21 protein-coding genes are annotated in these 22785 nt (G+C 68.9%); 11 read left to right on the top strand and 10 right to left on the bottom strand.

Annotation, left to right across the window (positions count from 1 at the left end; genetic code table 11):
• Positions 1 to 295: 295 nt before the first annotated feature.
• Positions 296 to 832 (top strand): hypothetical protein, encoded by a 537-nt coding sequence (locus tag ACWEWT_RS01440; RefSeq protein ID WP_452555012.1) that lies wholly within the window; start codon positions 296 to 298, stop codon positions 830 to 832.
• Positions 833 to 850: 18 nt separating this feature from the next.
• Here the strand turns inward: ACWEWT_RS01440 and ACWEWT_RS01445 are convergent, their stop codons facing one another.
• Positions 851 to 1276, bottom strand: coding sequence for a DUF7144 family membrane protein (locus ACWEWT_RS01445; protein WP_452555014.1), 426 nt, complete (start codon positions 1274 to 1276; stop codon positions 851 to 853).
• A 209-nt stretch (positions 1277 to 1485) separates the two neighbouring features.
• On the opposite strand from ACWEWT_RS01445, the gene ACWEWT_RS01450 reads away from it, so the two are divergent.
• On the top strand, positions 1486 to 1983 hold the full coding sequence (locus tag ACWEWT_RS01450) for a DUF1269 domain-containing protein (protein ID WP_452555016.1): 498 nt from the start codon (positions 1486 to 1488) through the stop codon (positions 1981 to 1983).
• Between the two features lie 332 nt (positions 1984 to 2315).
• Here ACWEWT_RS01450 and ACWEWT_RS01455 read toward each other — a convergent pair whose 3' ends face one another.
• Positions 2316 to 3521 (bottom strand): acyl-CoA dehydrogenase family protein, encoded by a 1206-nt coding sequence (locus tag ACWEWT_RS01455; RefSeq protein WP_452555019.1) that lies wholly within the window; start codon positions 3519 to 3521, stop codon positions 2316 to 2318.
• A gap of 157 nt (positions 3522 to 3678) precedes the next feature.
• Between ACWEWT_RS01455 and ACWEWT_RS01460 the strand changes: the two genes are divergently transcribed.
• The gene (locus tag ACWEWT_RS01460; RefSeq protein WP_452555021.1) at positions 3679 to 4563 is read left to right on the top strand and encodes a helix-turn-helix domain-containing protein; all 885 of its coding nucleotides are present in this window, start codon (positions 3679 to 3681) and stop codon (positions 4561 to 4563) included.
• A 160-nt stretch (positions 4564 to 4723) separates the two neighbouring features.
• Here ACWEWT_RS01460 and ACWEWT_RS01465 read toward each other — a convergent pair whose 3' ends face one another.
• Positions 4724 to 5350 (bottom strand): MerR family transcriptional regulator, encoded by a 627-nt coding sequence (locus ACWEWT_RS01465; protein WP_452555023.1) that lies wholly within the window; start codon positions 5348 to 5350, stop codon positions 4724 to 4726.
• Between the two features lie 48 nt (positions 5351 to 5398).
• Positions 5399 to 5806, bottom strand: a complete 408-nt coding sequence (locus tag ACWEWT_RS01470; protein ID WP_452555024.1) for a hypothetical protein — start codon at positions 5804 to 5806, stop codon at positions 5399 to 5401.
• Between the two features lie 219 nt (positions 5807 to 6025).
• Between ACWEWT_RS01470 and ACWEWT_RS01475 the strand changes: the two genes are divergently transcribed.
• Positions 6026 to 6940: a LysR substrate-binding domain-containing protein gene (locus ACWEWT_RS01475; RefSeq protein ID WP_452555026.1), complete on the top strand. Its 915-nt coding sequence runs from the start codon at positions 6026 to 6028 to the stop codon at positions 6938 to 6940.
• 29 nt (positions 6941 to 6969) lie between these two features.
• On the opposite strand, the gene ACWEWT_RS01480 is transcribed toward ACWEWT_RS01475, so the two are convergent.
• The 6 genes from ACWEWT_RS01480 to ACWEWT_RS01505 are packed head-to-tail and all read right to left on the bottom strand — an operon-like array spanning position 6970 to position 14330.
• Positions 6970 to 8238: an LLM class flavin-dependent oxidoreductase gene (locus ACWEWT_RS01480; protein WP_452557629.1), complete on the bottom strand. Its 1269-nt coding sequence runs from the start codon at positions 8236 to 8238 to the stop codon at positions 6970 to 6972.
• Positions 8239 to 8282: 44 nt separating this feature from the next.
• Positions 8283 to 9245 carry an LLM class flavin-dependent oxidoreductase gene (locus tag ACWEWT_RS01485; RefSeq protein WP_452555028.1) on the bottom strand — a complete coding sequence of 321 codons (963 nt, stop codon included), beginning with the start codon at positions 9243 to 9245 and terminating at the stop codon, positions 8283 to 8285.
• Position 9246: 1 nt separating this feature from the next.
• Complete coding sequence (locus ACWEWT_RS01490) at positions 9247 to 10887, bottom strand: ABC transporter substrate-binding protein (RefSeq protein WP_452555030.1); 1641 nt, start codon at positions 10885 to 10887, stop codon at positions 9247 to 9249.
• On the bottom strand, positions 10884 to 12506 hold the full coding sequence (locus ACWEWT_RS01495; RefSeq protein WP_452555032.1) for a dipeptide ABC transporter ATP-binding protein: 1623 nt from the start codon (positions 12504 to 12506) through the stop codon (positions 10884 to 10886). The genes ACWEWT_RS01490 and ACWEWT_RS01495 overlap by 4 nt, the downstream gene beginning before the upstream one ends.
• Before the next feature lies 1 nt (position 12507).
• Entirely contained in the window at positions 12508 to 13353 is an 846-nt protein-coding gene (locus ACWEWT_RS01500) for an ABC transporter permease (protein WP_452555034.1), read from the bottom strand.
• Positions 13350 to 14330 carry an ABC transporter permease gene (locus tag ACWEWT_RS01505; RefSeq protein WP_452555036.1) on the bottom strand — a complete coding sequence of 327 codons (981 nt, stop codon included), beginning with the start codon at positions 14328 to 14330 and terminating at the stop codon, positions 13350 to 13352. The genes ACWEWT_RS01500 and ACWEWT_RS01505 overlap by 4 nt, the downstream gene beginning before the upstream one ends.
• A gap of 409 nt (positions 14331 to 14739) precedes the next feature.
• On the opposite strand from ACWEWT_RS01505, the gene ACWEWT_RS01510 reads away from it, so the two are divergent.
• The 7 genes from ACWEWT_RS01510 (at position 14740) to ACWEWT_RS01540 (ending at position 22785) form a co-directional block, all read left to right on the top strand.
• Positions 14740 to 15957, top strand: a complete 1218-nt coding sequence (locus ACWEWT_RS01510) for an acyl-CoA dehydrogenase family protein (RefSeq protein ID WP_452555038.1) — start codon at positions 14740 to 14742, stop codon at positions 15955 to 15957.
• Between the two features lie 453 nt (positions 15958 to 16410).
• Entirely contained in the window at positions 16411 to 18018 is a 1608-nt protein-coding gene (locus tag ACWEWT_RS01515) for an ABC transporter substrate-binding protein (protein WP_452555040.1), read from the top strand.
• Positions 18015 to 18983, top strand: a complete 969-nt coding sequence (locus ACWEWT_RS01520; RefSeq protein WP_452555042.1) for an ABC transporter permease — start codon at positions 18015 to 18017, stop codon at positions 18981 to 18983. Before ACWEWT_RS01515 ends, ACWEWT_RS01520 begins: the two co-directional genes overlap by 4 nt.
• Complete coding sequence (locus ACWEWT_RS01525; RefSeq protein WP_452555044.1) at positions 18976 to 19854, top strand: ABC transporter permease; 879 nt, start codon at positions 18976 to 18978, stop codon at positions 19852 to 19854. Before ACWEWT_RS01520 ends, ACWEWT_RS01525 begins: the two co-directional genes overlap by 8 nt.
• Positions 19851 to 20066 carry a hypothetical protein gene (locus tag ACWEWT_RS01530; RefSeq protein WP_452555046.1) on the top strand — a complete coding sequence of 72 codons (216 nt, stop codon included), beginning with the start codon at positions 19851 to 19853 and terminating at the stop codon, positions 20064 to 20066. Before ACWEWT_RS01525 ends, ACWEWT_RS01530 begins: the two co-directional genes overlap by 4 nt.
• On the top strand, positions 20063 to 21697 hold the full coding sequence (locus ACWEWT_RS01535; RefSeq protein ID WP_452555048.1) for a dipeptide ABC transporter ATP-binding protein: 1635 nt from the start codon (positions 20063 to 20065) through the stop codon (positions 21695 to 21697). Before ACWEWT_RS01530 ends, ACWEWT_RS01535 begins: the two co-directional genes overlap by 4 nt.
• Positions 21697 to 22785 (top strand): LLM class flavin-dependent oxidoreductase, encoded by a 1089-nt coding sequence (locus tag ACWEWT_RS01540; protein WP_452555050.1) that lies wholly within the window; start codon positions 21697 to 21699, stop codon positions 22783 to 22785. The genes ACWEWT_RS01535 and ACWEWT_RS01540 overlap by 1 nt, the downstream gene beginning before the upstream one ends.

The following is a 22785-nucleotide window of genomic DNA, read 5'->3' on the forward strand; positions in this document are numbered from 1 at the left end:
CGGAGCCGGCGGCCGCGTTCGGAGGGCCTGCCGCGGGGCGGCGCGAGCCAGGTTCTGCTTCGATATCCCCCCAGGGGTCGAGCGGTCGTGCCGTCGGTCGAGAGTCGTCGGGGTGCTCCGGTATCGGCTGCTGTACGGGTCGATTGCTCATAGATTGCGATAGGTCGATTTCCGGCTCGGCCGGGCGCACACTTATGGGGCCTCGTCCGTCCGACCGAGGTGTTGCCGGATCCGCCTGCCGGTGTTGTCGACGGGGTCCGGCACCCCCGAGGGGTACTCCGTGGAGGACACCGAGATGGACACCGACCAGCAGACGCTGATCCACGGCCCGCTCTTCTCCCGCCGCACGCCGCTGGACCCGGAGAACGCCGCCAGCCGCATCAGCGCCTATATCTACGGCAACATCCTGGTACTCACCGCCCTGGTGCCGGTGGCGACCGCGCCCGGGCATGTCGGAATCCTGGTGGTCCTCGGCGCCGCGGCCTCCACCTTCGTCGCCCACAGCTTCGCCGAAACCGTCGGCGACAGTGTGCGGCACCGGCGCAGCGCAACCGTGCACGACCGGATCCGCGAACTGCGCAACTCGGTGCCGATCCTCACCTCGGCGGTACTGCCCTGCGCGATCCTGGCCACGGGCTGGTGGAACTGGATCGAACCCCGTTCCGCGCAGATCCTCGCCGAACTCGTCGTCCTGATCCGCATCGGCGGAATCGTCTTCGTGATCGGCCGGTTGCGCGGCGAAGATCCCGGTCGTGCCTCGATCATGGTCGCGGTGCTGCTGACGCTGGTCGCCACCGTCGTCGTCGTGGTCAAGATCGCGCTCGCGCACTGAACCGGTAGCGGATTGTGCTCAGGCCTTCGGACGCCAGGCGGCCACCGCCCAGATCACCGCGATACTGAGCACGATCACCAGCACCGACCACATCGGATAGTGGGGCAGGGCCAGGAAGTTCGCGATGATGACCAGGCCCGCGATCGCCACCGCGGCGTACCGTCCCCAGGTGGTACCGAACATCAGCCCGAGGGCGCACAGGAATCCGATGACACCGAGAACCAGATGGATCCAGCCCCAGGTGGTGGTATCGAAGGCGTAGAGGTAGTCGGTACCGGCGATATAGAGTTCGTCTCCGGCGATCGCCACGACCCCCTCGAGCACCGACATCGCCGAGGCCAGCAGCAACATCACCGCGGCGACGATCGAGATACCGGTGGCGACGCTCTGCCGCTGGAACGGTTCCGCCGGCGGGGCGTCCCCGGTGCCGGTTCGATGGACCATGGTGGACTCCTCGTCGCCGTCGTTCGGGAGCGGACCCGGTGATTGTCGCCGTCCCGGTGGCGTGGGAACTCACCCGTCGCGGGTGAGGATCGGGTTCCGCCCCCACCGCCGACGCGCATCTCACCCGCGATGTGCGAGGCCGCGCCGGGATGGCGTGGCTACTGTCGGCGGGCGAGAGCACGGAGGAATCCGCGACGAAGGAGAGCCGTATGGCCGGGACCCTGACCGTCTGGAAGTTCCCTACTGCCGACGGCGCCGAGAACGCCGTGGCCACACTCGAAGATCTGCAGCGTCGGCAACTGGTCACCATTCACGACGCGGCGGTGCTCAGCTGGCCGGAGGGTGCGAAGCGGCCCGAGACCAGGCAGTTGCGCAGCCTCGCCGGGATCGGCGCGCTCAGCGGCGCATTCTGGGGCCTGCTGTTCGGACTGTTGTTCTTCGTCCCGTTGCTGGGTGCCGCGGTCGGCGCCGGGATGGGCGCAGTGAGCGGGTCACTGACCGATGTGGGAATCGACGACAAGTTCATCGCCGACCTGAAGGACAAGGTCACACCCGGTACCTCGGCCCTGTTCGTACTCACCTCCGATACCACCCTGGACCGGGTGCACGAGGAGTTCCACGGGCAGACGGCGGAGCTGATCTCCACCAATCTCTCGCATGAAGAGGAGCAGAAACTACGCGAGGTGTTCGCCGACGATCACGAATGAGCCGCCGCACGCACGGACGTTGCCACACGGTGTGTGCTGCCCGGTGGACATTCCGGTCGGGCGGGCCGCTCGGTTCGGTCCGCGACCAGTGCGTGACGGGGTGTCCGCCGGGTCACACTCCGCGGCCGGAATAGTCCACGCGGTATCCCGGTTGTAACGGCTGTCGGCGTCCGGACAGCCCCGGGCCTCACCCCATTTGTCGCTACGAGCGACCACTCGCCGAGAGGCGCTTGTGGGACGTCGGCGAAGGAGCCGCGGCGCTTTCGGCGCCGGACGGCTCGACGCCGCCAGGTGATTCACCTGGCGGCGTTTTTCATCGGCGGACCCGTGGGTCAGCCCGCGGCGGCCGCCCGGCGAGCCGCCCCCACGGCACGTTTGGCGATGGCCCAGCGATGCACCTCGGAGGGTCCGTCGTAGATCCGGAAGGGCCGGACCTCGCGGGAGAGCCGGGCCAGCGGCAGATCGTCGGAGACACCGAGTCCGCCGCAGAGCTGGATACTGCGGTCGACGACGCGGAAGATGGCCTCGGCGGCGAAGGTTTTCGCGATCGACGTCGCATTACCGGCCTGCTGCCCGCTGTCGAGTTCCCAGCAGGCCCGCACCAGCAGGGCACGGGTGGCGGCGATATCGATCTCGTTGTCCGCCACCATCTTCTGCGCGAGCCCGAGATTGCCGATGACCGAACCGAAGCCTTCGCGCTCGGCGACGTAGGCGACTGCCACATCGTGGCCCCGGCGGCACGCGCCGAGCCAGCGCATCACATGGGTCATCCGGGCCGGGCCCAGGCGGACCTGCGCGTATTCGAAACCGCGATCGACCGCGCCGAGAACCGCCTCGTCGGGCACGAACAGATCCTCGAAGAAGACCTCGCAGTGGCCGCCGATCATGGCCCGGTCCAGGGTGTCGATATGGCGGCCGACCCGCAGGCCGGGGGTATCGGCCGGAGCGAGGAACATGGTGGCGCCGCCGCGCTGGCCCGGATCACCGGAGGTGCGGGCCATGATGATGAAGAAACCGGCCCCGTCGGCACCGGTGATGAAATGTTTGTGGCCGTTGATCCGCCAGCCGCCGTCCACCTTCGCCGCCCGGGTCGCCAGTGCCGACGGATCCGAGCCGGCGCCGGGGGCGGGTTCGGTCATCGCGAAGGCGGATCGCAGATCGCCGCGGGCCAGCGGTTCCAGGTAGCGCGCCTTCTGCTCCGGGTCGGCGATATGGGCGAGCATATGCACATTGCCCTCGTCGGGCGCGGCGATATTCAGCGCGGTCGGACCGAACAGGGAGTAGCCCGCCTCTTCGAACACCGGCGCCCGGTCCGACATCGACAGGCCGTGCCCGCCGTATTCGATCGGTGCGTGCGGGGCGAACACACCGGCCGCCCGCGCCTGCTCCTGCAGGGTGACCCGGATTTCGTCGCCGCCCGCCGCGGTGATGTCGCCGCGGTGGGCGTCCTCCACCGGCAGGACCGACTCGCGAACGAAGACCCGGGTGCGTTCCACGAGCGCCTCGACATCGGCGGAATAGGTGAGATCGATCGGCATCGCAGTCCTCCTGGCGTTCCGGCGGATCGCTGAGACAACCGAGCGATCGCTCCGGATGAACACTCTCATCAGGGCAGCAAGATGTCAAAATTGCCGCGCTAACTGCGACTGCATTCGGACCGAGCAACTTGGTAAATGTTCGGTTATTCTGAACACCATGCCGGATCCGACCACCGACGCACCGCTACCGCCGCATGAGGCGATCCGGGCGGCTCGCCGCGGCGGTGGTTTGTCGCTGCGCGAGGTCGCCCGGCGGATAGGGGTGAGTCCGGCGACGCTGAGCGCGCTCGAGAACGGGCGCACCGGGATCTCGGTCGGCCGTCTCACCGACCTGGCCGCGGCCCTCGGTGTTCCTGCTCGCGACCTGCTCGGTGGGTCCCCGGCCGTCCAGGCGGGCCGGCCGGGACAGCCGGCGGCGACGTCCGGTGCCGGACGCTGGCGGGAGTTCGGTCCGCCCGGGTTCGACCCGGTGCTCACCGCCGCCATCGCCCTGTTCGTGGAGATCGGCTACCACGGCACCACCGTGCGCGCACTGGCCCGCCGGGCGGGTACCAGCGTGCCCGGCCTCTACCACCACTACCGCGACAAACAGGAAGTGCTGGTGCGGATCCTGGACCTCACCATGGACGATCTGCACTGGCGGATCCGCGCGGCCCGGGCCGACGGGCACGACGGGGTGGAGCGGGTGCGGTTGATCGTGGAGGCGCTGGCTCTGTTCCACACCCATCGCCGGGAACTGGGATTCATCGGCGCCAGCGAAATGCGCAGCCTGCTGCCCGCGGACCGGAGCCGGATCGCCCGCTCCCGCCGCGAGCTCCAGCAGATCCTGGACGACGAGATCGCCGCGGCCGCGGCGGCCGGTGAGCTCACCACCGCGCATCCGCGGACGGCGGGCCGGGCGATCGCCACCATGTGTACCGGGATCTCGCAGTGGTATCGCGAGTCCGGCGGTGCGAGCGCGGAGGAGATCGCCGCACAGTACGGGGATTTCGCTCTCGATATGCTCGGCGCCGCCGTAGCCGGACGGGGGAGCGGCCGATAGGCGACCCTCCCGACCTTCCGGATCCCCGGGAGGTCACTACCGCGCGCCGGGTAACGGACGCGCCGGGAGTCTGCGTGGAAAGTGCTGCCGGACCGTGATGTTCGCGGAGTCGCGCGCGAACGCGAACCCGGTGTCGCGAACCGGAACCACCGGCGCCGGGTCAGGCCGAATCGAAGCGTTGTCGCGAGGCTTCGGCGTGTGCCACCCGGCGGAGCGCGGCCAGCAGACTGTCGCCGAGGACGGTACCGACCACCGCGCCCTCCACGATGTTCTCCGTGGTGCTCAGCCGGGCGAGTGCCGCGATATCGGCGGCGGCCACTCGATCCGCGGATTCGGCGTAGGCGGACAGGCTGTCCAGCGCCCATTCGTGCCCGACCGCGCGGTAGGTGCACAGCACCCCGACCAGGGCCTCGACCAGCGGTGACCCCGGCGGCGGCCGCCAACCGCGTTCCGCCGCCACCTCGTCGATGCGCCGCGCGGCCCAGACGCGATCGGTTTCGGTGCCGGTCCCGGCGGGGGTGGCCGGCAGGCCGGGTTGCGCGGAGCCGAGGACATCGTGCAGTGAGGTTTCCGGTTCGTCGATCGCGGCCAGGACCTCGCGTACGCCGGCTACCGGCAGGCCGGCCACCTCGATGAGGGCGCGGACGAGTTTGAGCCGCCGCACATGCGCCGGACCGTAGCGGGCCTGGTTGGGACTGGTCAGTTCGCCGGAGGGGAGGAGGCCTTCGCGCTGGTAGTACTTGATCGTCGCGATCGCGACGCCGGACTCCCGGCTCAACTCCGCCATCCGCATTCGCTGCCGTTCCTCCTCGTATCGTCGCGCGTCTCGATCATGTCAGGCGTCGCGCGGTTCGGGTGCCACGGCCGGCGTGGGCCGGGCGCGGAACCAGGCGAGGCAGAATGCCGCGGCGAAAGCCAGGTGGACGACGCCGAACAGCACGGCCACATCGCGCGCTTCCCCACTCAGCACACCCCATACGTCGTTGACGGTGACGACACCGAAACCGGTCAGGTTCGCCAGGGCGACCGTATTGCCGAGTGCGGCCGGGTCGATATCGCGTGACCTCCAGTTCAGCAGTGCGATACCGAGGAAGGGTCCGCCCAGCAGGCGAAGTAGGGCGATCAGTTCGGGGGACGCGTCCTCGGGTACCGCGCCGACGCCGAACTGTGCCGGGACGAGCAGTAGCGCGAATCCGATCGCGGCGAGATAGAGCGCGGCGAGGGTGAGCAGTGGTTTGTACATCGATCGGGGTCCTGTCCGGTCGCGGGTCCGGTGGGTGGCCGGCGGTTCTGGAGCGAACCAATTATGGATACCTGAAGTATCCATAATGGAAAGCTACGCTATCCATACGGTCGTGTCCAGAGCTGTGCGACCGGGCTTCGGCGCAGTCGGATCGTAAGGATTTCCCGCACAGCGACCGCTGCGGACAATGGCTTCCGTCGTCTGCGAAACGAGGATTCCATGTACGATATCCGCCGCTTGATCCTGCTCCGTGACCTTTCCGAACGATCCACCATGACAGCGGTTTCGGAACTGCACGGCATCACCACCTCGGCTGTTTCGCAGCAGTTGCGGATCCTCGAGGAGGAGGTCGGCACCGTTCTCACCCGCCGCGAGGGCCGGGTACTGCGCCTCACCTACGCGGGCCGGGTACTCGTGGACCACACATCGCGGATAGTCGCGGCGCTGGAAGAGGCGGAGAGTGCGGTGGCCGCCACGGCCGAGCAGGTGACCGGGGTGCTCACGTTGGCGACATTCCGTACGGCACAGTCCCGATTCGCGCTTCCGGCGGCGGCCGAACTGATGCGGGAGTACCCGGGCCTGCGGGTGCGGGTGGTCGAGCTGATGCCGGTGGAATCGGTGCCCGCGCTACGCCGCCAGGAGGTGGATCTGGCGATCACCTATGCGTATTCCTTCGGGACCCGGGACCTGCCGGTCGGCTTGGCTTCCGAATTCCTCGGCGACGATCCGCTGGTACTCATCGCGCCGGCCGGTCTGCGGGAGGAGGTGCGGCGGCGTGGTCTGGTGGCGGTCCGCGACGCCGACTGGATCGCGGCCCGCGACGGCGCGCCCTCGATCGCCTCGATCATGTTCGCCTGCCGGGAAGCGGGTTTCGCGCCACGGATCCAGCACCGCAGCGGGAGTTTCGACGGGATGGCGGATATGGTGGCACACGGTCTGGGCGTCGCGATCGTGCCGGAGATGTCGCTGTCCGGCGAACACCGCGCACTGGTGGCCGGGCCGGTGGCCGATAGTATCCGCCGGGTCGGCGTGACCTATCGCCAGGCTTCCGCGGCACGACCGGCGGTGGCCGCGGCCATCCGGATTCTGCGCACCGTCGATATCCTTCGCGTACCCCGCGAACTGGTGTCGTGAGGGGGATGCCTCCGCCGGTCCGGGGCCGTTCAGGCGGCCGCGTGGGTGGTCGCGGGGCTGATTCCGAATCGCTCCCGCAGGGTCCGCTCGGTGTACTCGTAGCGGAACAGTCCGCGGCGGCGCAGGATCGGCACCACCTCGTCGACGAAGATCTCCAATCCCTGGGGGAAGGCGTCGGGCATCAGATTGAAACCGTCGGCGGCGCCCGCCCGGAACCATTCCTCGATCGTCGCGGCCACCTCCACCGGGGTGCCGATGATCCGGCGGTGCCCGCCCGCGCCGAATTCGAACAGGGCCTCGCGCAGGGTGTAGCCGCGGCCGCGGGCGGCGATCCGGTCCCGGATCCCGCGCACCAGCGATTCCCGGAAACCCAGCGACCCGGTGAAGGCGTCCGGATCGGCGAGATCGGCCAGGATATGCGGCGGGAAGGGATCGTCGAGCGGATACTCGGTGAGATCGTGGCCCAGGGGTGCGCCCAGTCGGGTGAATTCTGCGGTGGGGTCCTGGATTTCACGGGCGGTCTCGTAGCGGCGGCGGGCTTCGGCGTGGGTACTGCCGATGATCGTGATCAATCCGGGCAGTACGGCGATATCGCGGCGGGGCCGGCCGTGCCGGACCGCACCCAGTTTGACCTGTTCGTAGTGCTCCAGTCCGGCGGCGAGTGTCATCTCCGCTGTGAAGACGGCATTGGCCGTGCGACCGGCGAGGTCGCGGCCCTGGGGTGACCCGCCCGCCTGCACGATCAGCGGATATCCCTGGGGTGAGGCGCCCAGCGGTAGCCGGCCGGCGATTTCGAAGAACTCCCCCCGATGGGTGAAATCCCGCTCGGTGCCCGCCGCGCGCCACAGACCGAGGACGGTATCGACGAATTCACCGGCACGTCGGTAGCGGGTCGCCCGGTCCGGTGTCGTGCCGAGCCCGAAATTTCCTGCCGCCGAGGGGTTGTAGGTGGTGACCGCGTTCCACGCCGCACGCCCACCGGACAGATGGTCGAGGGACAGGATCCGTTCGGCCAGCTCGACGGGATCGTTGAAGGTGGTGGACAGGGTGCCGATGAGACCGAGATGACGGGTGGCCGCGGCGACGGTGGCCAGGATGGTGGTCGGTTCCAGGGCCCGATCGCCCGGTTTGCGCAGTGGATCCTCACGCAGCGCGGGATTGTCGGCGAGGAAGAGGGCGTCGAGGGTACCGCGTTCGGCCAGCTGCCCGATCGCGGCGAAGTACTCGCCGGTGGTGGTCGCGTCCCGGGGCAGACCGGACAGTTGCCAGGCGGCCGGGCTGATTCCGAGATCGAGCACATTGATATTGAGGATGATGTGTTCGCGTGCCACGACGGACTCCTTCAGGCTGAGGTGTAGACCGGTCGCCACCGGAGTGGATCCGGTTCGGTTCGCCGCGGGATACCGAGATGATCGCGCAGCGTCGGCGCGGCATCGGCCGCGGGGTCACGCGGCCGGACCAGCCCGGCCGCGGACAGGGCGGGCAGGGTGCGGTCCAGGAAACCCGGTACTTCGGCCAGGCCGATCCGGATCACCACTCCGGTGACACCCCACGCCGCATCGGCCAGTTCTTCGATCCGGGACCGTAATCGGGCTTCCTCACCGGGCAGCCGGACATGGGTCGTCACGGCCGGATCCCCCGATACCGCCACAGCGAGGTCACGAGGCGAGACGAACGCGATATCGGTGACGCCGTAATGAGCGCGGTCGCCCGGCTCGTAAACCCATCCGACGACCGGCTCACCCTGCGGTGTCGTGGGGACATTCAGTGGGCCGGTCGTCGGGAACGCTCCGGTGTGGTCGGCGTAGCGGACTTCGATATCGGGTGTGCGTTCCCGGCCGGCGGATTCGCGGGTGAGGGTTTCCAGCGGCCAGGTGCGCCACAGAGCCCGGGCCGCGCTCACCGCGTCGGCGAGCAGTTCGGCACCCACCGGAGCATCGGGCGCCGCCCAGGTTCCCTGCCGCGGCGCACCTAACGCGAGGTGATGGTCGGCGCGCAGGGCCAGCCAGCCGGCCCGGCCGCGGGAGATGTGATCGAGGGCGGCGACGCGGCGGGCGATATTGAACGGATGGTCCCGCTGCGGCGCGGCCGCGACCACGATCCCCAGACCCGTGGTGCGGCGGGCGAAGAAGGTGCCGAGCAGAGCGGGGTTCAGCGAGGTGCCGGCCCCGGCACCGCGGTCGCCGCCGAGCACGAGATATCCGACCCCCGCGGCGTCGAGGCGTTCGGGCAGATCGCCGAATCCGGTAGCGGCTTCCCGGGCGAGCTGTTCGTCGGGGATCTGGAGACCGAGGACGAATGACATATCAATCTCGCTTTCCGGGTCCGGCGTCGATCCAGGCGTTGTAGAACCAGGGCACCGAATTCGCGGCATGGGTGAGGCCCTGGACCCGGGGTGCCACCCCGAAGATCTGGGTGTCCTCGAGCAGCGGGACGGTGTAGGCGTTGTCGAGGACGTAATCGGTGTATTCGAGCAGCAGCGCGGCGCGGCGCCGGGGATCGGTTTCGACGAGCTGGGCCCGGAGCAACCGGTCGATGGTCGGATCGGCGCCGTCGAGGGCGTACAGATCACCGCCGCCGCTGTCGTAGTTCTGCCACAGGCGCACCGGATCCGGGGTCGGCCAGCCGTTGCGGCGCAGGCCGACCTCGTCGGCGATGCTGGCGGTGGGATAGTTCGCGAAATCGGTCTGCCGCACCACGAGTTCGATGCCGACCCGGCGCAACTGCCGTTGGATGAGCTCGTACATCGGCCGGGCGGTGTGGTCGTAGACATCGACGTAGACGAGGATCGAGAGCCGGGCACCGTCCTTGGTCCGGTAGCCGTCGGAATCCCGGGTCACCCAACCGGCCGCATCGAGCTGTCGCTGCGCCTCGCCCGGGTCGTAGCGGACCACATCCGAGCGGTCGCGGTAGCCGGGGAAGTTCTCGGTGACCACATTCTTCGCCGCGCGCCAGTTGTCGGTGTAGAGCGTGCGCAGGATCTCCTGCCGGTCGATCCCGGAAGCGACGGCCCGGCGAACCCGGATATCGCGCAGGTACGGCGCGGTCTGCCGGATATCGAGGGTATTGGCCAACCCCGGGGTGCGCAGCCCGCGTACCTCGAACCCTTCACTGCGCAAGAGGGTTTCGTCGGGGGGTTGCGCGTATCGGATCACATCGCCCTGGCCGGCGCGCAGCGCACCGACCCGGATACTGTCCTCGGTGACCGGGATGACGGTGACCGTGTCGAGATAGGCCTCGCCCTGGTGCGGGGCGGTGGCCGGGGCCCAGTCGTAACCACGCCGTTTGGCCAGGACCACCTTCTTGTCCGGTACCTCGGATTCGACTACGAAGGGCCCGGAGCCGACGAGGTTGGTGGGTACCGACTGGGTCTCCTTGGACGCCTCGATCGTCCGGTCGGCGACCAGGCCGGCCGTATTGATCGACAGCACGGGAATGAACGGGGTGTAGGGCTCCCGCAGGGTGACCGTCACCGTACGGGCCCGATCGTCGGAGGTGATGGTGACGCCGGATTTCGGGAGCATCGGATTGGGCGTGATGCCTTTGGCTTTGTCGCCGGTGAACTGCCAGTTCAGGTTGCGCTCCACCGCGCCTGCGTCGAGTTCCTGACCGTCGCTGAAGGTGACTCCGTCGCGGATGGTGAAGGTGTAGACCGTCCCCGATTCGTCGAGGGTCCATTTCTCGGCGATCCACGGTTCGAACCGGAACGTGGTGGGATTCTGATAGACGAGACGATCGAGTACCTGATCCTTGACCAGGCTGTTCTGCCAATAACTGACCTGTACCTGCATCGAGGCGAGGGCTTCGGCGTCGAGGTAGGTCAGATGCCCGCCGCGGCCGGGGGTGACGGGACGATCGTTTTCGTCGGCCACCGAGCAGGCGGTGACACCGGCGGCGACCAGCAGAACGGCCGTCGCGGTGCGCACGACGCGGACGAGGAAGCTCATGCCGCGCTCACCACCGCGCCGGACCGGGGGACCGCGTCCAGCAACCGGCGGGTATAGGCCTGCCGCGGTGCGGCGAAAACGCTACGCACCGGTCCGCTCTCGACGAGGCGGCCGTCGTGCAGCACGCTCACCTCGTCGGCGATCTGCCGGACGAGCGACAGGTCGTGGGAGATGAACAGCAGTGTCAGGCCCAGCCTCCGCTGCAATTCCAGCAGCAGGCCGATCGTCTGCGCCTGTACCGTCACATCCAGCGCCGAGGTGGGCTCGTCGAGCACCAGGATCCGCGGGTCCACGATGAGCGCCCGCGCCAGCACCACCCGCTGTCGCTGCCCGCCGGACACCTCCGCCGGGCGGCGGGCACCGATCTCGGCGGGCAGTCCGACCCGGTCGAGCGCGGCCACCGCGGCAGCGCGCCGGGAGCGCCGGGTGCCGATCCGGTTGACGGCCAGTGGTTCGGCGACCGCCTCGGCGATCGGTATCCGGGGATCCAGCGCCGCCAGGGGGTTCTGCTGGACGAGCGTCAGCACCCGGGCGCGTTCCCGTCGTCTGCGGGGCGTCGACCAGTCCCGCGCGGTCAGCGAGACGCCGTCGACGGTCACGGTGCCGGTATCGAAACCGGTGAGTCCGGCCAGCGTCCGGGCCAGCGTCGTCTTACCGGAGCCCGATTCACCGACCAAGGCGTGTACCGAACCCTCGGTGACCGTGAAACTCACGTCGTCCAGTACGGGTGCCCCGGGATGGAACGCCTTGCCGACATTCCTGATCTCGAGTACCGGCCGGGCATCCGTCGGCAGATCCGGGCGGGCGTACCGGTCCGGTGACAGCGCGGGCGCGTCCTCGATCAGGGTGCGCGTGTAGGAGTCGGTGGGGAAGCGCAGCACCTGTTCGGTGTCGCCGGTCTCCCGGACGGTGCCGTCGGAGAGGACCACGACCCGGTGGCTGTGGTTCTCCGCCAGCGCGAGATCGTGGGTGATGAACACGACTCCGAGCCCGCGTTCCCGGCGCAGATCATCGAGCAGGTCCAGAATGCGCTGCTGAACTGTCACATCGAGGGCGGAGGTGGGTTCGTCGGCGATCAGCAGATCGGGATCCCCGGCGATCGCGATGGCGATGAGCACCCGCTGCTGCTGTCCGCCCGAGAGCTGGTGCGGGTAGTCCCGTGCCCGTTTCCCGGCCTCGGCGATACCCACCCGGTCCAGCAGCTCGACCGCGCGGCGCCGGGCGGTCCGCGGCTCGGCGAGACCGTGGGTGAGCAGTACCTCGGCGATCTGATCGCCCACCCGCTCGAGCGGGTCGAGGGAACCCAGCGGGTCCTGGGGTACGAATCCGATGGCGCTGCCCCGGATATCGCGCCAGCCGCGGCTGTCCAGGCCGGTGATGTCGCGACCGTCGAGCCGGACGCTGCCACCCACGACGCGCCCGCCGTCCGGGAGCAGACCGAGTATCGCGCGGGCGATCGTGGATTTACCCGATCCGGACTGGCCGACCACGGCCACGACCTCCCCGCGGTCGATCCCGAACGAGATATCCGAGACGACCGGGCGTTCGCGGTGTGATCCCGCGGTGCCGTAGTCCACGCTCAGATGCGATACCGCCAGGAGCGGATCCTGCTGGGCCATATCAGCCGACCTTCTTCCGGATGAGGTGCGCGAGCCTGCTGAGCGTCATCACCGCGAGCACGATCGCCAGCGACGGGAACAACACCAGGGTCGGATGGGAGTTGATGTAGTTGCGGCCTTCGGAGATGAGCAGGCCCCATTCGGGTTCCGGCGGTTGCGCGCCGTAGCCGAGGAAACTCAGCGACGCGATCGCCAGGATCGCGGTCCCGAACTGCAGTGCGGCCAGCGACAGCACCGCGGAGTAGGAATTGGGCAGTACATGCCGCAGCAGCAGGCGTAGATGGCCCGCGCCCATATGCTCGGCGGCCTCGACGAACGGCAGACGGCGTACGGCCAGCACCTCCGAACGTGCCAGCCGGGCGAATACCGCGACGGATGAGACCCCCACCGCGACGGCGGCGTTCACCGTGCCGAAACCGAGGGCCACGATAATGGTGATCGAGAGCAGCAGGGTCGGGATCGACAGCAGGACATCGACGATCCGCCCGGCCACACCGTCCACCACCCGGCCGAAATAGGCGGCCAGCAGCCCGAGCGTCGTCCCGGCGACCAGCCCGATCAGTACCGCGATGAACGAACCGCTGATCGTGGCCGCCGTTCCCGCGACGATCCGGCTCAGCAGATCCCGGCCGAGATAATCGGTCCCGAACGGGTGCGCCGGACTCGGGCCCGACAGGGGTGGTGCGAGATTCTCGGCGAGTGGATCGTAGGGGGCGACGAGGCCCGGTACGAGGATCATCGCCGTGATCAGGAACAGGATCAGGAGGGTGGGAACATCCCAGGCGCTCAGCGGGAACTCCCGCCGGCGCGGTAGCCGTAGCCTCCGGGGCACTGTTGTCGCGGTCATACCACCGCACCTTCCGTCGCGGGCGGCGCGGACACCCGGCGCGCGGGCGCGCTTTTCCGGATCCGCGGGTCGATGAGCGGATACACCAGGTCGACCAGCAGGTTGACCACCACGAAGGTGATGGAGACCGAGATGACGACCGCCTGGATGATCGGGCTGTCCTGATTGCGCACGGCGGTTTCGGTGAGATAACCGATCCCCGTGCGGTTGAACACGGTCTCGGTGATCACCGAACCGGCCAGGAGTTCACCGACGGTGATGGCGACGATCGTCACCGTCGGTATCGAGCCGTTCCGCACGATATGCCCGAAGATGATGCGGTGCGACGGTAAACCCTTGGCGCGCAGCACTTCCACGTACGGTTGTCCGCACGCGTTCGCCAGGCCCTGGGTCAGGATCTGCGCGATCGGCGCGGCCACCGGGAGCGCCAGCGGGAGCGCCGCGAACACCACCGACCGCAGCCCCTGATCGCGGACCGCCGACATCCAGCCCAGCTGGAAGGCGACGAGTTGCAGGACCAGCAGTCCGGTGACGAACGCCGGAACGGACAGGAATATCGCCGGAACGGTCCGGGCGATTTCGCGCAGCGGCGCCCAGGGCGCGAATACCGCCACGAGGGCGATGGCGAAACCGATCAGCGCGGCGAGTGCGAAGGCGACCGTCGCGAGTGCGAGCGTGGACGGAACGGCTTCCCCGAGTAGCCGGGAAACGCTCTGCCCACTGTTGAGCGAATACCCGAGATCTCCGGTGAACAGCCGGGTGATCGATACCGCGAATTGTAGGTACGCGGGTCGGTCGAGCCGGTAGTAGGCGCGCAGTGCCGCTGCGTCCTCATCGGTGATCGGGTTCTCGGGGTTGGATATCTGCTGCTCGATCGGGTCGCCCGGCAGGACGTTGAGGATGAAGAACACGGCCGAATACGCCAGAGCCACCACGAGGAGGGCCTGACCGATACGACGCCACAGATAGCCGGACACGAAAGGGAACCTAACTCCGGGGCAGGCGACGAACCACAATTTGTCTCGGAAGGAGAATTAATGGAACTGTGAAATCGAGCTTAATCTCCATCATTCGTCATGGAATCTCGTTGATTTCAAGGCTTTTGCTCGATAGGAGGGCGGGTGCACTGTCATATGCAGCGGTCAGAAGTCGGGATTCTCTGAACGGAATTCGTAGCGGGGCTGCCTTGTTCACCGGCGCTCGGCTTCTCGATACTGGACCGGCCGTCGAATTCCCGACCCGCCCGGAATCCTTATCCACCACCCGGCGAACGGAACATTTCCGGCGAGCGGTGATTCCGCGCCGCGCCGATCGTGCGGCGACCGGCCCCGAGACCCCAGCCACCGGCCGCGGCACCTGCGCCGACCTTGATTCGGAGGAGACCCCATGCCCAGTACCGAAACCGTACTCACACCCGTTCCGCGCCCCGGGTCCGGCGAGCTCGCCGAACTGGTCGCCCAGATCGCGGCCGACGCCCGCCGCCGCCGGGTCGCCGGCGGTACCGAGCCGCCCGATGCCGCGATCGCCGCGATCAAACGGCTGAGGCTGGGCGCGGTGCGGGTACCGGTCGCCGACGGCGGCCCGGGCTGGACGGTGACCGAACTGTTCGCCTTCCTCATCGATCTGGCCGAGGCCGATCCCGATGTCCCGCATATTCTGCGGGTGCACTTCGGTTTCGTGGAGGACCTCTACCGGCTGCCGCGCACCGAACACCAGGACGCGTGGTTGCCGGAGGTGCTGGCGGGCAAGCTCTTCGGCGGTGCGCTGACCGAACTCGGCACGAACCCGGTCGGCGCCTACACCTACGACAGCACCCTCACCCCGGCACCCGGCGGCTACCGGCTCGACGGCCGCAAGTTCTACAGCACCGGCGCCCGCTACGGCGATTACGTCCGGGTCACCGCCGAGGCCCCGGATCGTGGTGTGCTGAGCGCGATCGTCCCGGTGGACCGGGCCGGCGTGGAACATGTGGACGACTGGGACGGGATCGGTCAGCGCCACACCAGCAGTGGCACCACGGTGTTCACCGATGTCGCTGTCGCGGTGAACGAAACATTGCCCTTCCGTGATCCGCGTGGCGCGGATCGCCCTCGTCAGTCCTTCCCACAGCTCTACCTGCACGCTGTCGCCGCCGGGATCCTGCGTTCGGTCGCCGCCGACGCCGCCGAACTGGTGCGTTCGCGGGTGCGGAACTTCGTTTTCGCCAATACCGAGGAACCGCGCCGTGATCCGCAACTGCTAGCGGTGGTGGGTGAACTGGACGCCGCGGCCTTCGCCGCGCAGGCCATTGTGCTCGCCGCCGCCTCGGCGCAGGACCTCTCGTTCGCCGCGGCCCGCTCCACCGGAATCGATCCGGTGCTGGAGAGCTATTCCTCGGTGCGCGCCGCGCAGGCCAAAATCGTGATCGAGGAGTTCGCCCTGCGGGCGGCCGGGCGGATCTTCGATGTCGGTGGCGCCTCCGCCACTCGTGGGGCTGCCGCACTCGACCGGCACTGGCGGAATCTGCGCACGCTCTTCTCGCACAATCCCGCGGCGTACAAAGCGCGGGCGCTGGGGAATCTGCGGGTCAACGAGGAACCGCTGCCGCTGGCCGGCCATTTCTGACAAGCGGTGACCGGGTGGGGACATGTCACCGTTTCGGATCGCGATGATTTCCCGAATCGCGATGAGTCCTGGTCTGTCCGGCGCCCGGCCGCTCCGGCATCTTTGCCTCGTACTGCGATGAGAGATGAGGGATGCAGTCGATGGAAACCGAGATACTCGTGACCGCGGTGTGCGGGCCGGTTCCGGCGGCGTCCGCCGGAACCGGCCGCAGACCACCGCCGGTTCGATGAGATAGGTGCCCGGATGCGGGTGCCGCGGCCCTGCGCAACAGGCAGGGACGGGGCACCGGCTGCCCGGGGCGCCCAAGGTTTGGATTCAGAGTGATCGAGACCGGCGACGTCTCGCCGGTCGCTCTTTAACGTCTTTCCCAGCATCCGGGAGACCGCCCACCCGAGCGGCCCCGGCCCGACGATGCCGCGGCCGGTCCCGGCGCGGTGCGATCCGGAGAACTCGATGAAACGACCCGTAGCCCTGGTGGGGGTACTCGCCGCGATACTCGCCCTCACCGGGTGCGGCGGCGGGGTGAGCCGGACCGGTGCCAGTGGCCCGCCGCAACCCGGTGGAACCCTGCGGTACGGACTCTCCCAGGCGCCGACCTGCTCCGATCCGGCGCAGGGCGGTACCAACCAGACCATCTACGTCACCCGCCAGATCGCGGATTCGCTGACCGATCAGGATCCGGCCGGCGGTGAGCTCCGGCCGTGGCTGGCCGAGCGCTGGGAAGTGAGCCCGGATGCGCGGACCTTCACCTTCCATCTGCGCGACGGCGTGACCTTCAGCGACGGCACCCCGCTGACCGCGGAATCGGTACGCGGCACTTTCGATTCGATCGTGCGGGTGCTGGGCGGTGCCAAGGCGCCGTTGGCCGCCACCTATCTCGCCGGCTACACCGGTACCGATGTGGTGGACCCGCGGACCGCGCGAGTGCGGTTCAGCAGTGCCAATGTGCAGTTCCTGCAGGCCACATCGACCCCGCAGCTCGGTATCCTCGCCGCGGCCACCACGGCGAAGGACGCGGAACAACGTTGCCTGGGCGATACGATCGGCAGCGGGCCGTTCACCTACGCCGAATACCGCCAGGGCGATTCGGTGACCCTCGCCAAACGCGCCGGATACAACTGGGGCTCGGCGGTGTTCGCGCATCAGGGTGAGGCGTACCTGGACCGCATCCAGTTCACGGTGGTTCCGGAGTCCGGGGTGCGCACCGGCAGCCTGGTATCCGGTCAACTCGACGCCACCAGCGACGCCCTGCCCCAGGACGCGCCCCAGATCGAGGCCGCGGGCGGAGTGGTGGCCACTGCCTCCAATCCGGGTATCACCTTCGGTCTGCAACCCAACGTGAACCGGGGTCCGCTGCGTGACCGCGTGGTACGTACGGCGCTACTGGCCGCGGTCGACCGCCAGGAACTCGTCGATACCGTGCTGGGCCCGCAGTTCCGGGCGGCGACCAGTCCGCTCGCTCATACGACACCCGGATACATCGATCTCAGCGGTGAACTCGGGTTCGATCCCGACGCGGCGAGACGGGCTCTCGACGCGGGTGGCTGGGTGCCGGGCAGTGACGGTATCCGGGTGAAGAACGGTGAACGGTTGTCCTTCGGAGTGCTGTTCAGCGCGGCCTTCGCCGGGAACCAGGCGATCCTCGAACTCCTGCAGCAGCAGCTGCGGGCCGCGGGGGTGGAGTTGCGGCTGGAACCGGCCGCCAACGCCGACTACACGGTGCGGCAGAACACCAAGGATTTCGACACCATCTACTACAACGTCACCCGTGCCGACGGGGATATCCTGCGCAGCAATTTCGGCCTCGACGCCCGGAACCTGAACGATCGCGGTGCGATCCCCGCGCTCGACGCGGTGTTGTCCGGGCAGCTGGCGGCAGTCGACAGTGCGCAGCGAGCCCGGCAGATCGGGGAAGCGCAGCGTCTGCTGCTCGACGAGGGTTTGTGGATTCCGACCATCGAGCTCTCCCAGGCCATCGGGGTCGCGAACACTGTCGGCGGACTGACCTTCGAGGCCTCGGCGCGCCTGCAGTTCTTCGATACCTGGCTGAGCGGCCGATGACCGCGCCGGCCCGGTACGTACTGCTGCGGGTGCTCCAGGCGGCCGGCGTGCTGTGGGCCGCGTTCACCCTCTCGTTCGCGGTGCTGTACCTGCTGCCCGCCGATCCGGTGCAGCTGGCCGTGGACGCCAACCCGGGCACCCCGGTCGACGCGGCCGCGGTGGCCGAACTCCAGGCCCGGTACGGCCTCGACAAACCGGTCTGGGAGCAGTACGCGACAGCGTTGATCCACGCCGTGCGCGGTGATCTGGGGCATTCGCTGAGTACCGGCCAGACCGTCGTCGAGGCGATCGGGGAGGCGTTGCCCTCCACCCTGGCGCTGGCCGCCACGACGCTGGTGCTGGCCGCGGTGTTCGGCGCGGCGCTGGCCCTGGCCGCCTCCTACACCGAAAGCGATCGGGTACGCGGCCTGCTGACCGCGCTCCCGCCGGTCGGGGCGGCCATGCCCACGTTCTGGGTCGGGCTCGTCCTGCTGCACCTGTTCTCGTTCCAGTTGCGCCTGGTACCGGCATTCGGCGGTACCGGTTTCAGCGGGACGATCCTGCCGGCGGTCACTCTGGCGATTCCGGTGGGCGCGGTCATCGCGCAGGTCCTGTACAGCAATCTGATCGCCACCTGGCACCAGCCGTTCGTCGCGGTCGCGTTCGCGAAAGGAGCGTCCCGGTCCTGGGTGCAGTGGCGGCATGTGCTGCGCGCGGCGGTCGGTCCGGCACTCACCATCGCGGGAGTCTGGGTCGGCACGGTGCTCGCCGGATCGGTGATCGTGGAAACGGTTTTTGCGCGTGCCGGGGTCGGCCGCCTCACCCAGACCGCCGTGCTGAACCAGGACATTCCGGTGGTACAGGGCATCGTCGTCTTCAGCGCGGCGGTGTATGTCCTGGTGAACCTGCTCGTGGACCTGGTGTATCCGCTGCTCGACGCACGAGTGGTGGACGGAATCCGGGAGAAGGAGAGGGCCCGTGCCTGAGATCCGCGAACTCGTCGCGCCGCCACCGGAGCAGAGCGCGCCGCCGCGAGCGAAGCGACGGTCACCTCGCCGGGCGCGTACGGGCGCGGGTGTCGTGATCTCCGGTGCCGTACTGGTTCTCGTACTCGGCTGGGCGGTGCTGCCCGCGCTGTTCGCCGGCGGCGATCCGTTGAGCGGTGTGCCCGCCGAGAAGTTCATGGGACCCGGCCCGGACCATTGGTTCGGCACCGACAACCTGGGTCGCGACCTCTATACCCGGGTCGTGCACGCGGCGGCGCTGTCGCTCACCGCGACCGTGCTCGCGGTGGCGATCGGGCTGGTGGCCGGTTCGCTGCTCGGTGTGGTGTCGGGTGTACTGGGCGGCACGGTGGACAGCATCGTGATGCGCTGCGTGGACGTCCTGCTGTCGATCCCGGAACTGCTGGTCTCACTGGCCCTGGTGACAGTGCTCGGTTTCGGTACCGGCAATGTGGCGATCGCGGTCGGTATCGCGCTCATCGCGCGTTTCGCCCGGTTGATGCGCGCGGAAGTGCTGCGGGTGCGGCAGGCACCATACGTGGAGGCGGCACGGGCCTGCGGGGTGCGCTGGTACGGGGTGCTGTTCCGGCATGTGCTGCGCAATGCCTACGCGCCGGTCGCCGCACTGGCCGCCGTCGAATTCGGTCTCGCGGTGCTCGCGGTGTCCTCGCTGAGTTTCCTCGGTTACGGTGCCGCCCCGCCGACTCCGGAATGGGGATCGCTGATCTCGGAGGGCCGCAACTATCTCGCCACCGCCTGGTGGCTGACCACCCTGCCCGGTCTGGTCATCGTCGCGGTGGTGCTCGCCGCCCAGCGCCTCGGCCGGGCCTTCGCCCAGGAGGGACTGCGATGACACAGCACGACCCTGCCCGCGTGTGGGCCGATCGCACAGCCCGCGTGCGGGCCGATCGCCGACCGGCGGCTGCCGCCGCCGATTCGGCAGCGGAAGACCCACTGGTGGGTACGGTGCGCCGGATCCGCGGCTTCCTGGGGGAGGGCTGGCGTTTCCAGACCGGTCTGGCCGCCCGGATGCCGCACCTGTTCCTCTCGGGGTGGTCCTGGTGAGCGCGATCCGAGCCGCGGATCCGCTGCTGGAGATCGACGGACTGACCGTCGAGTACCGGACCGGCGCCACGACGACCACCGCGGTCGACGGGATATCACTCACGATCCGTGCCGGTGAGACGGTTGCCGTGGTGGGTGAGTCCGGATCGGGTAAATCCAGCCTGGCCCATGCCGTGATCGGCCTGCCGAGCGGCGGGGGCGAGACCACCTCGGGCACGGTCACCTTCGCCGGCCGGCGGCTCGACGGCCTACCGGCGCGGGCCTGGCGGCAGATCCGCGGTGCCCAGATCGGTTTCGTTCCCCAGGACCCGGCCGTCTCGCTGAATCCGGTGCTGCGCATCGGGGAGCAGGTCGCCGAGACATTGCGGATCCACGGTCTGGCGGATCGGCGGACCGCGCGGGTGGAGGCGGAACGGATTCTCGCGGAGGCCGGGATCGATCACCCCGCACTGCGCGCCGGGCAGTTCCCGCAGGATCTGTCGGGCGGCCAGCGCCAGCGGGTGCTCATCGGTATCGCACTGGCCTGTGGACCGCGTCTGGTGATCGCCGACGAGCCGACCAGTGCTCTCGACGTCACCGTGCAGCGGCGGATCCTCGACCATCTGGCCGGGCGCACCGCGGAATCGGGCACGGCGGTCCTGCTGATCACCCACGACCTCGGGGTCGCCGCCGACCGGGCCGACCGGATCGTGGTGATGCGGCACGGCCGGATCGTCGAATCCGGCCCGGCCGCCGACGTGTTCACCGAACCACGCCACGAGTACACCCGCCGCCTGTTGGCCGCCGTGTCCGGAACGAGCCGGTCCCGTCGTCCCGAACGCCCGCGCGCCGCGGCTCCGCTACTGTCGGCCCACGGTCTGCACAAGACCTTCCGGGTCGGGCGGGCGAGCACTCTCGCGGCCGTCGACGATGTCTCGCTGACCCTCGATCGCGGTGAAACCCTCTCCATCGTGGGCGAATCCGGTTCCGGCAAATCCACCACGGCCCGGATCATCGCCCGGCTGGAGAAACCCGATCGCGGCACCGTGATATTCGACGGCACCGATATCGGCGGTCTGCGCGGTACCCGGTTGCGGGAGTGGCGGCGACGTGTGCAGATCGTGTACCAGAACCCGTACAGCTCGTTGAACCCGAAGCTGACGATCGGCGATATCGTGGCCGAGCCGTTGCGAGCATTCGGTATCGGGGATCGATCCACTCGTCGCGACCGAGTCGCCGAACTGCTCGACCAGGTCGCGCTGCCGGTCTCCGCCGCGCAACGGCGGCCCGCCGAACTGTCCGGCGGTCAGCGCCAGCGCGTCGCCATCGCCCGAGCACTGGCCCTGCGTCCGGACCTGGTGATTCTCGACGAACCGGTCTCCGCGCTCGATGTCTCGGTGCAGGAGCAGATCCTGGGTCTGCTCGACGATCTGCAGACCGAACTGTCCCTGAGCTATCTGTTCGTCTCGCACGATCTCGCGGTGGTGCGCGGGATGAGCGACCGGGTCGCGGTCATGCGGGAGGGGCGGATCGTGGAAACGGGTCCGACCGCGGAGATCTTCGAAGCACCCCGGCACGAGTTCACCCGGGAGCTACTGCTGGCTGTGCCGGGTGCCGCGCGCCGGCACCGGCCGAGAGAGAGGACCGCGTGATGGCGCCGGTGCCGAACTTGCTGCTCGCTGTCGAATTGGCCGGTACGGGAGTACATCCCGCGTCCTGGCGCCGATCCGATTCGCGGGCCGAGGACCTGTTCACCGGCGGTTACTGGATGGACGCGGCCGTCGCCGCGGACCGCGCGGGGCTGGATCTGGCTTTCCTGCCGGATTCCTTCGCCCTGCAATCGGGGGGAGCGCGGGGGCGGCTCGACGCGGTGGGTATCGCCGCGCGGGTCGCGGCGGTCACCACCCGGCTCGGCATTGTCCCGCAGGCCCCGGTAACCCATACCGAACCGTTCCATCTGTCGAAGGCGATCGCGAGCCTCGACTACGCGACCTTCGGTCGCGCGGGCTGGGAGGTGACCGTATCGCCGGGCGCCGCGCAGGCGGGGCTGTTCGGCCGCAAATCCGAACAGTCGGCGGATTCGCTGTGGCACGAGGCCGGTGAGGCGATCGAAGTGGTCACCCGGCTGTGGGACAGCTGGGAAGACGACGCGGAGATCCGGGACAGTTCGTCGGGACGTTTCGTCGACCGCGAGAAGCTGCACTACATCGATTTCGCCGGTGACAACTTCTCGGTCAAAGGCCCGTCGATCACGCCCCGTCCACCACAGGGGCAGCCGTTGCTGGCGGTCCGGGCCGCCGGACCGCACGCCACCCGTACCGCGGTGCGGTACGCCGATCTCATCCGTATAGCCGCCCCCGACCTCGCCACTGCCGCCGAGGCCCGGTCGGTCCTGCGCTCGGCCGTGGCGGCGGCGGGTCGCGACCCTCGGCAGGTGCGAGTACTGCTCGACCTGGAGGTCCATATCGCGGATGCGGCCGATCGGGCGGCGCGGGAGGTGGACCGGCTGGAAGAGTGGACCACCACCACCGGGCCGGACAGCGTTCGCCATGTGGGTACCGCGCGGACGTTGCGGCAGCTCGCCGAGCAGGTGCAGCAGGAATGCGCGGCGGACGGACTCGTCCTGCGGCCGCTGGCCCTGCCCGCGTTCCTGGACCGGATACCGGTCCCGCTCACCACCCTGCGCGGCCGGCTCGGCCTGCCGCGTCCCCACAACCGCTATGCGACCGAACGGAGCTGA

This window comes from Nocardia sp. NPDC003963, from assembly GCF_053605105.1.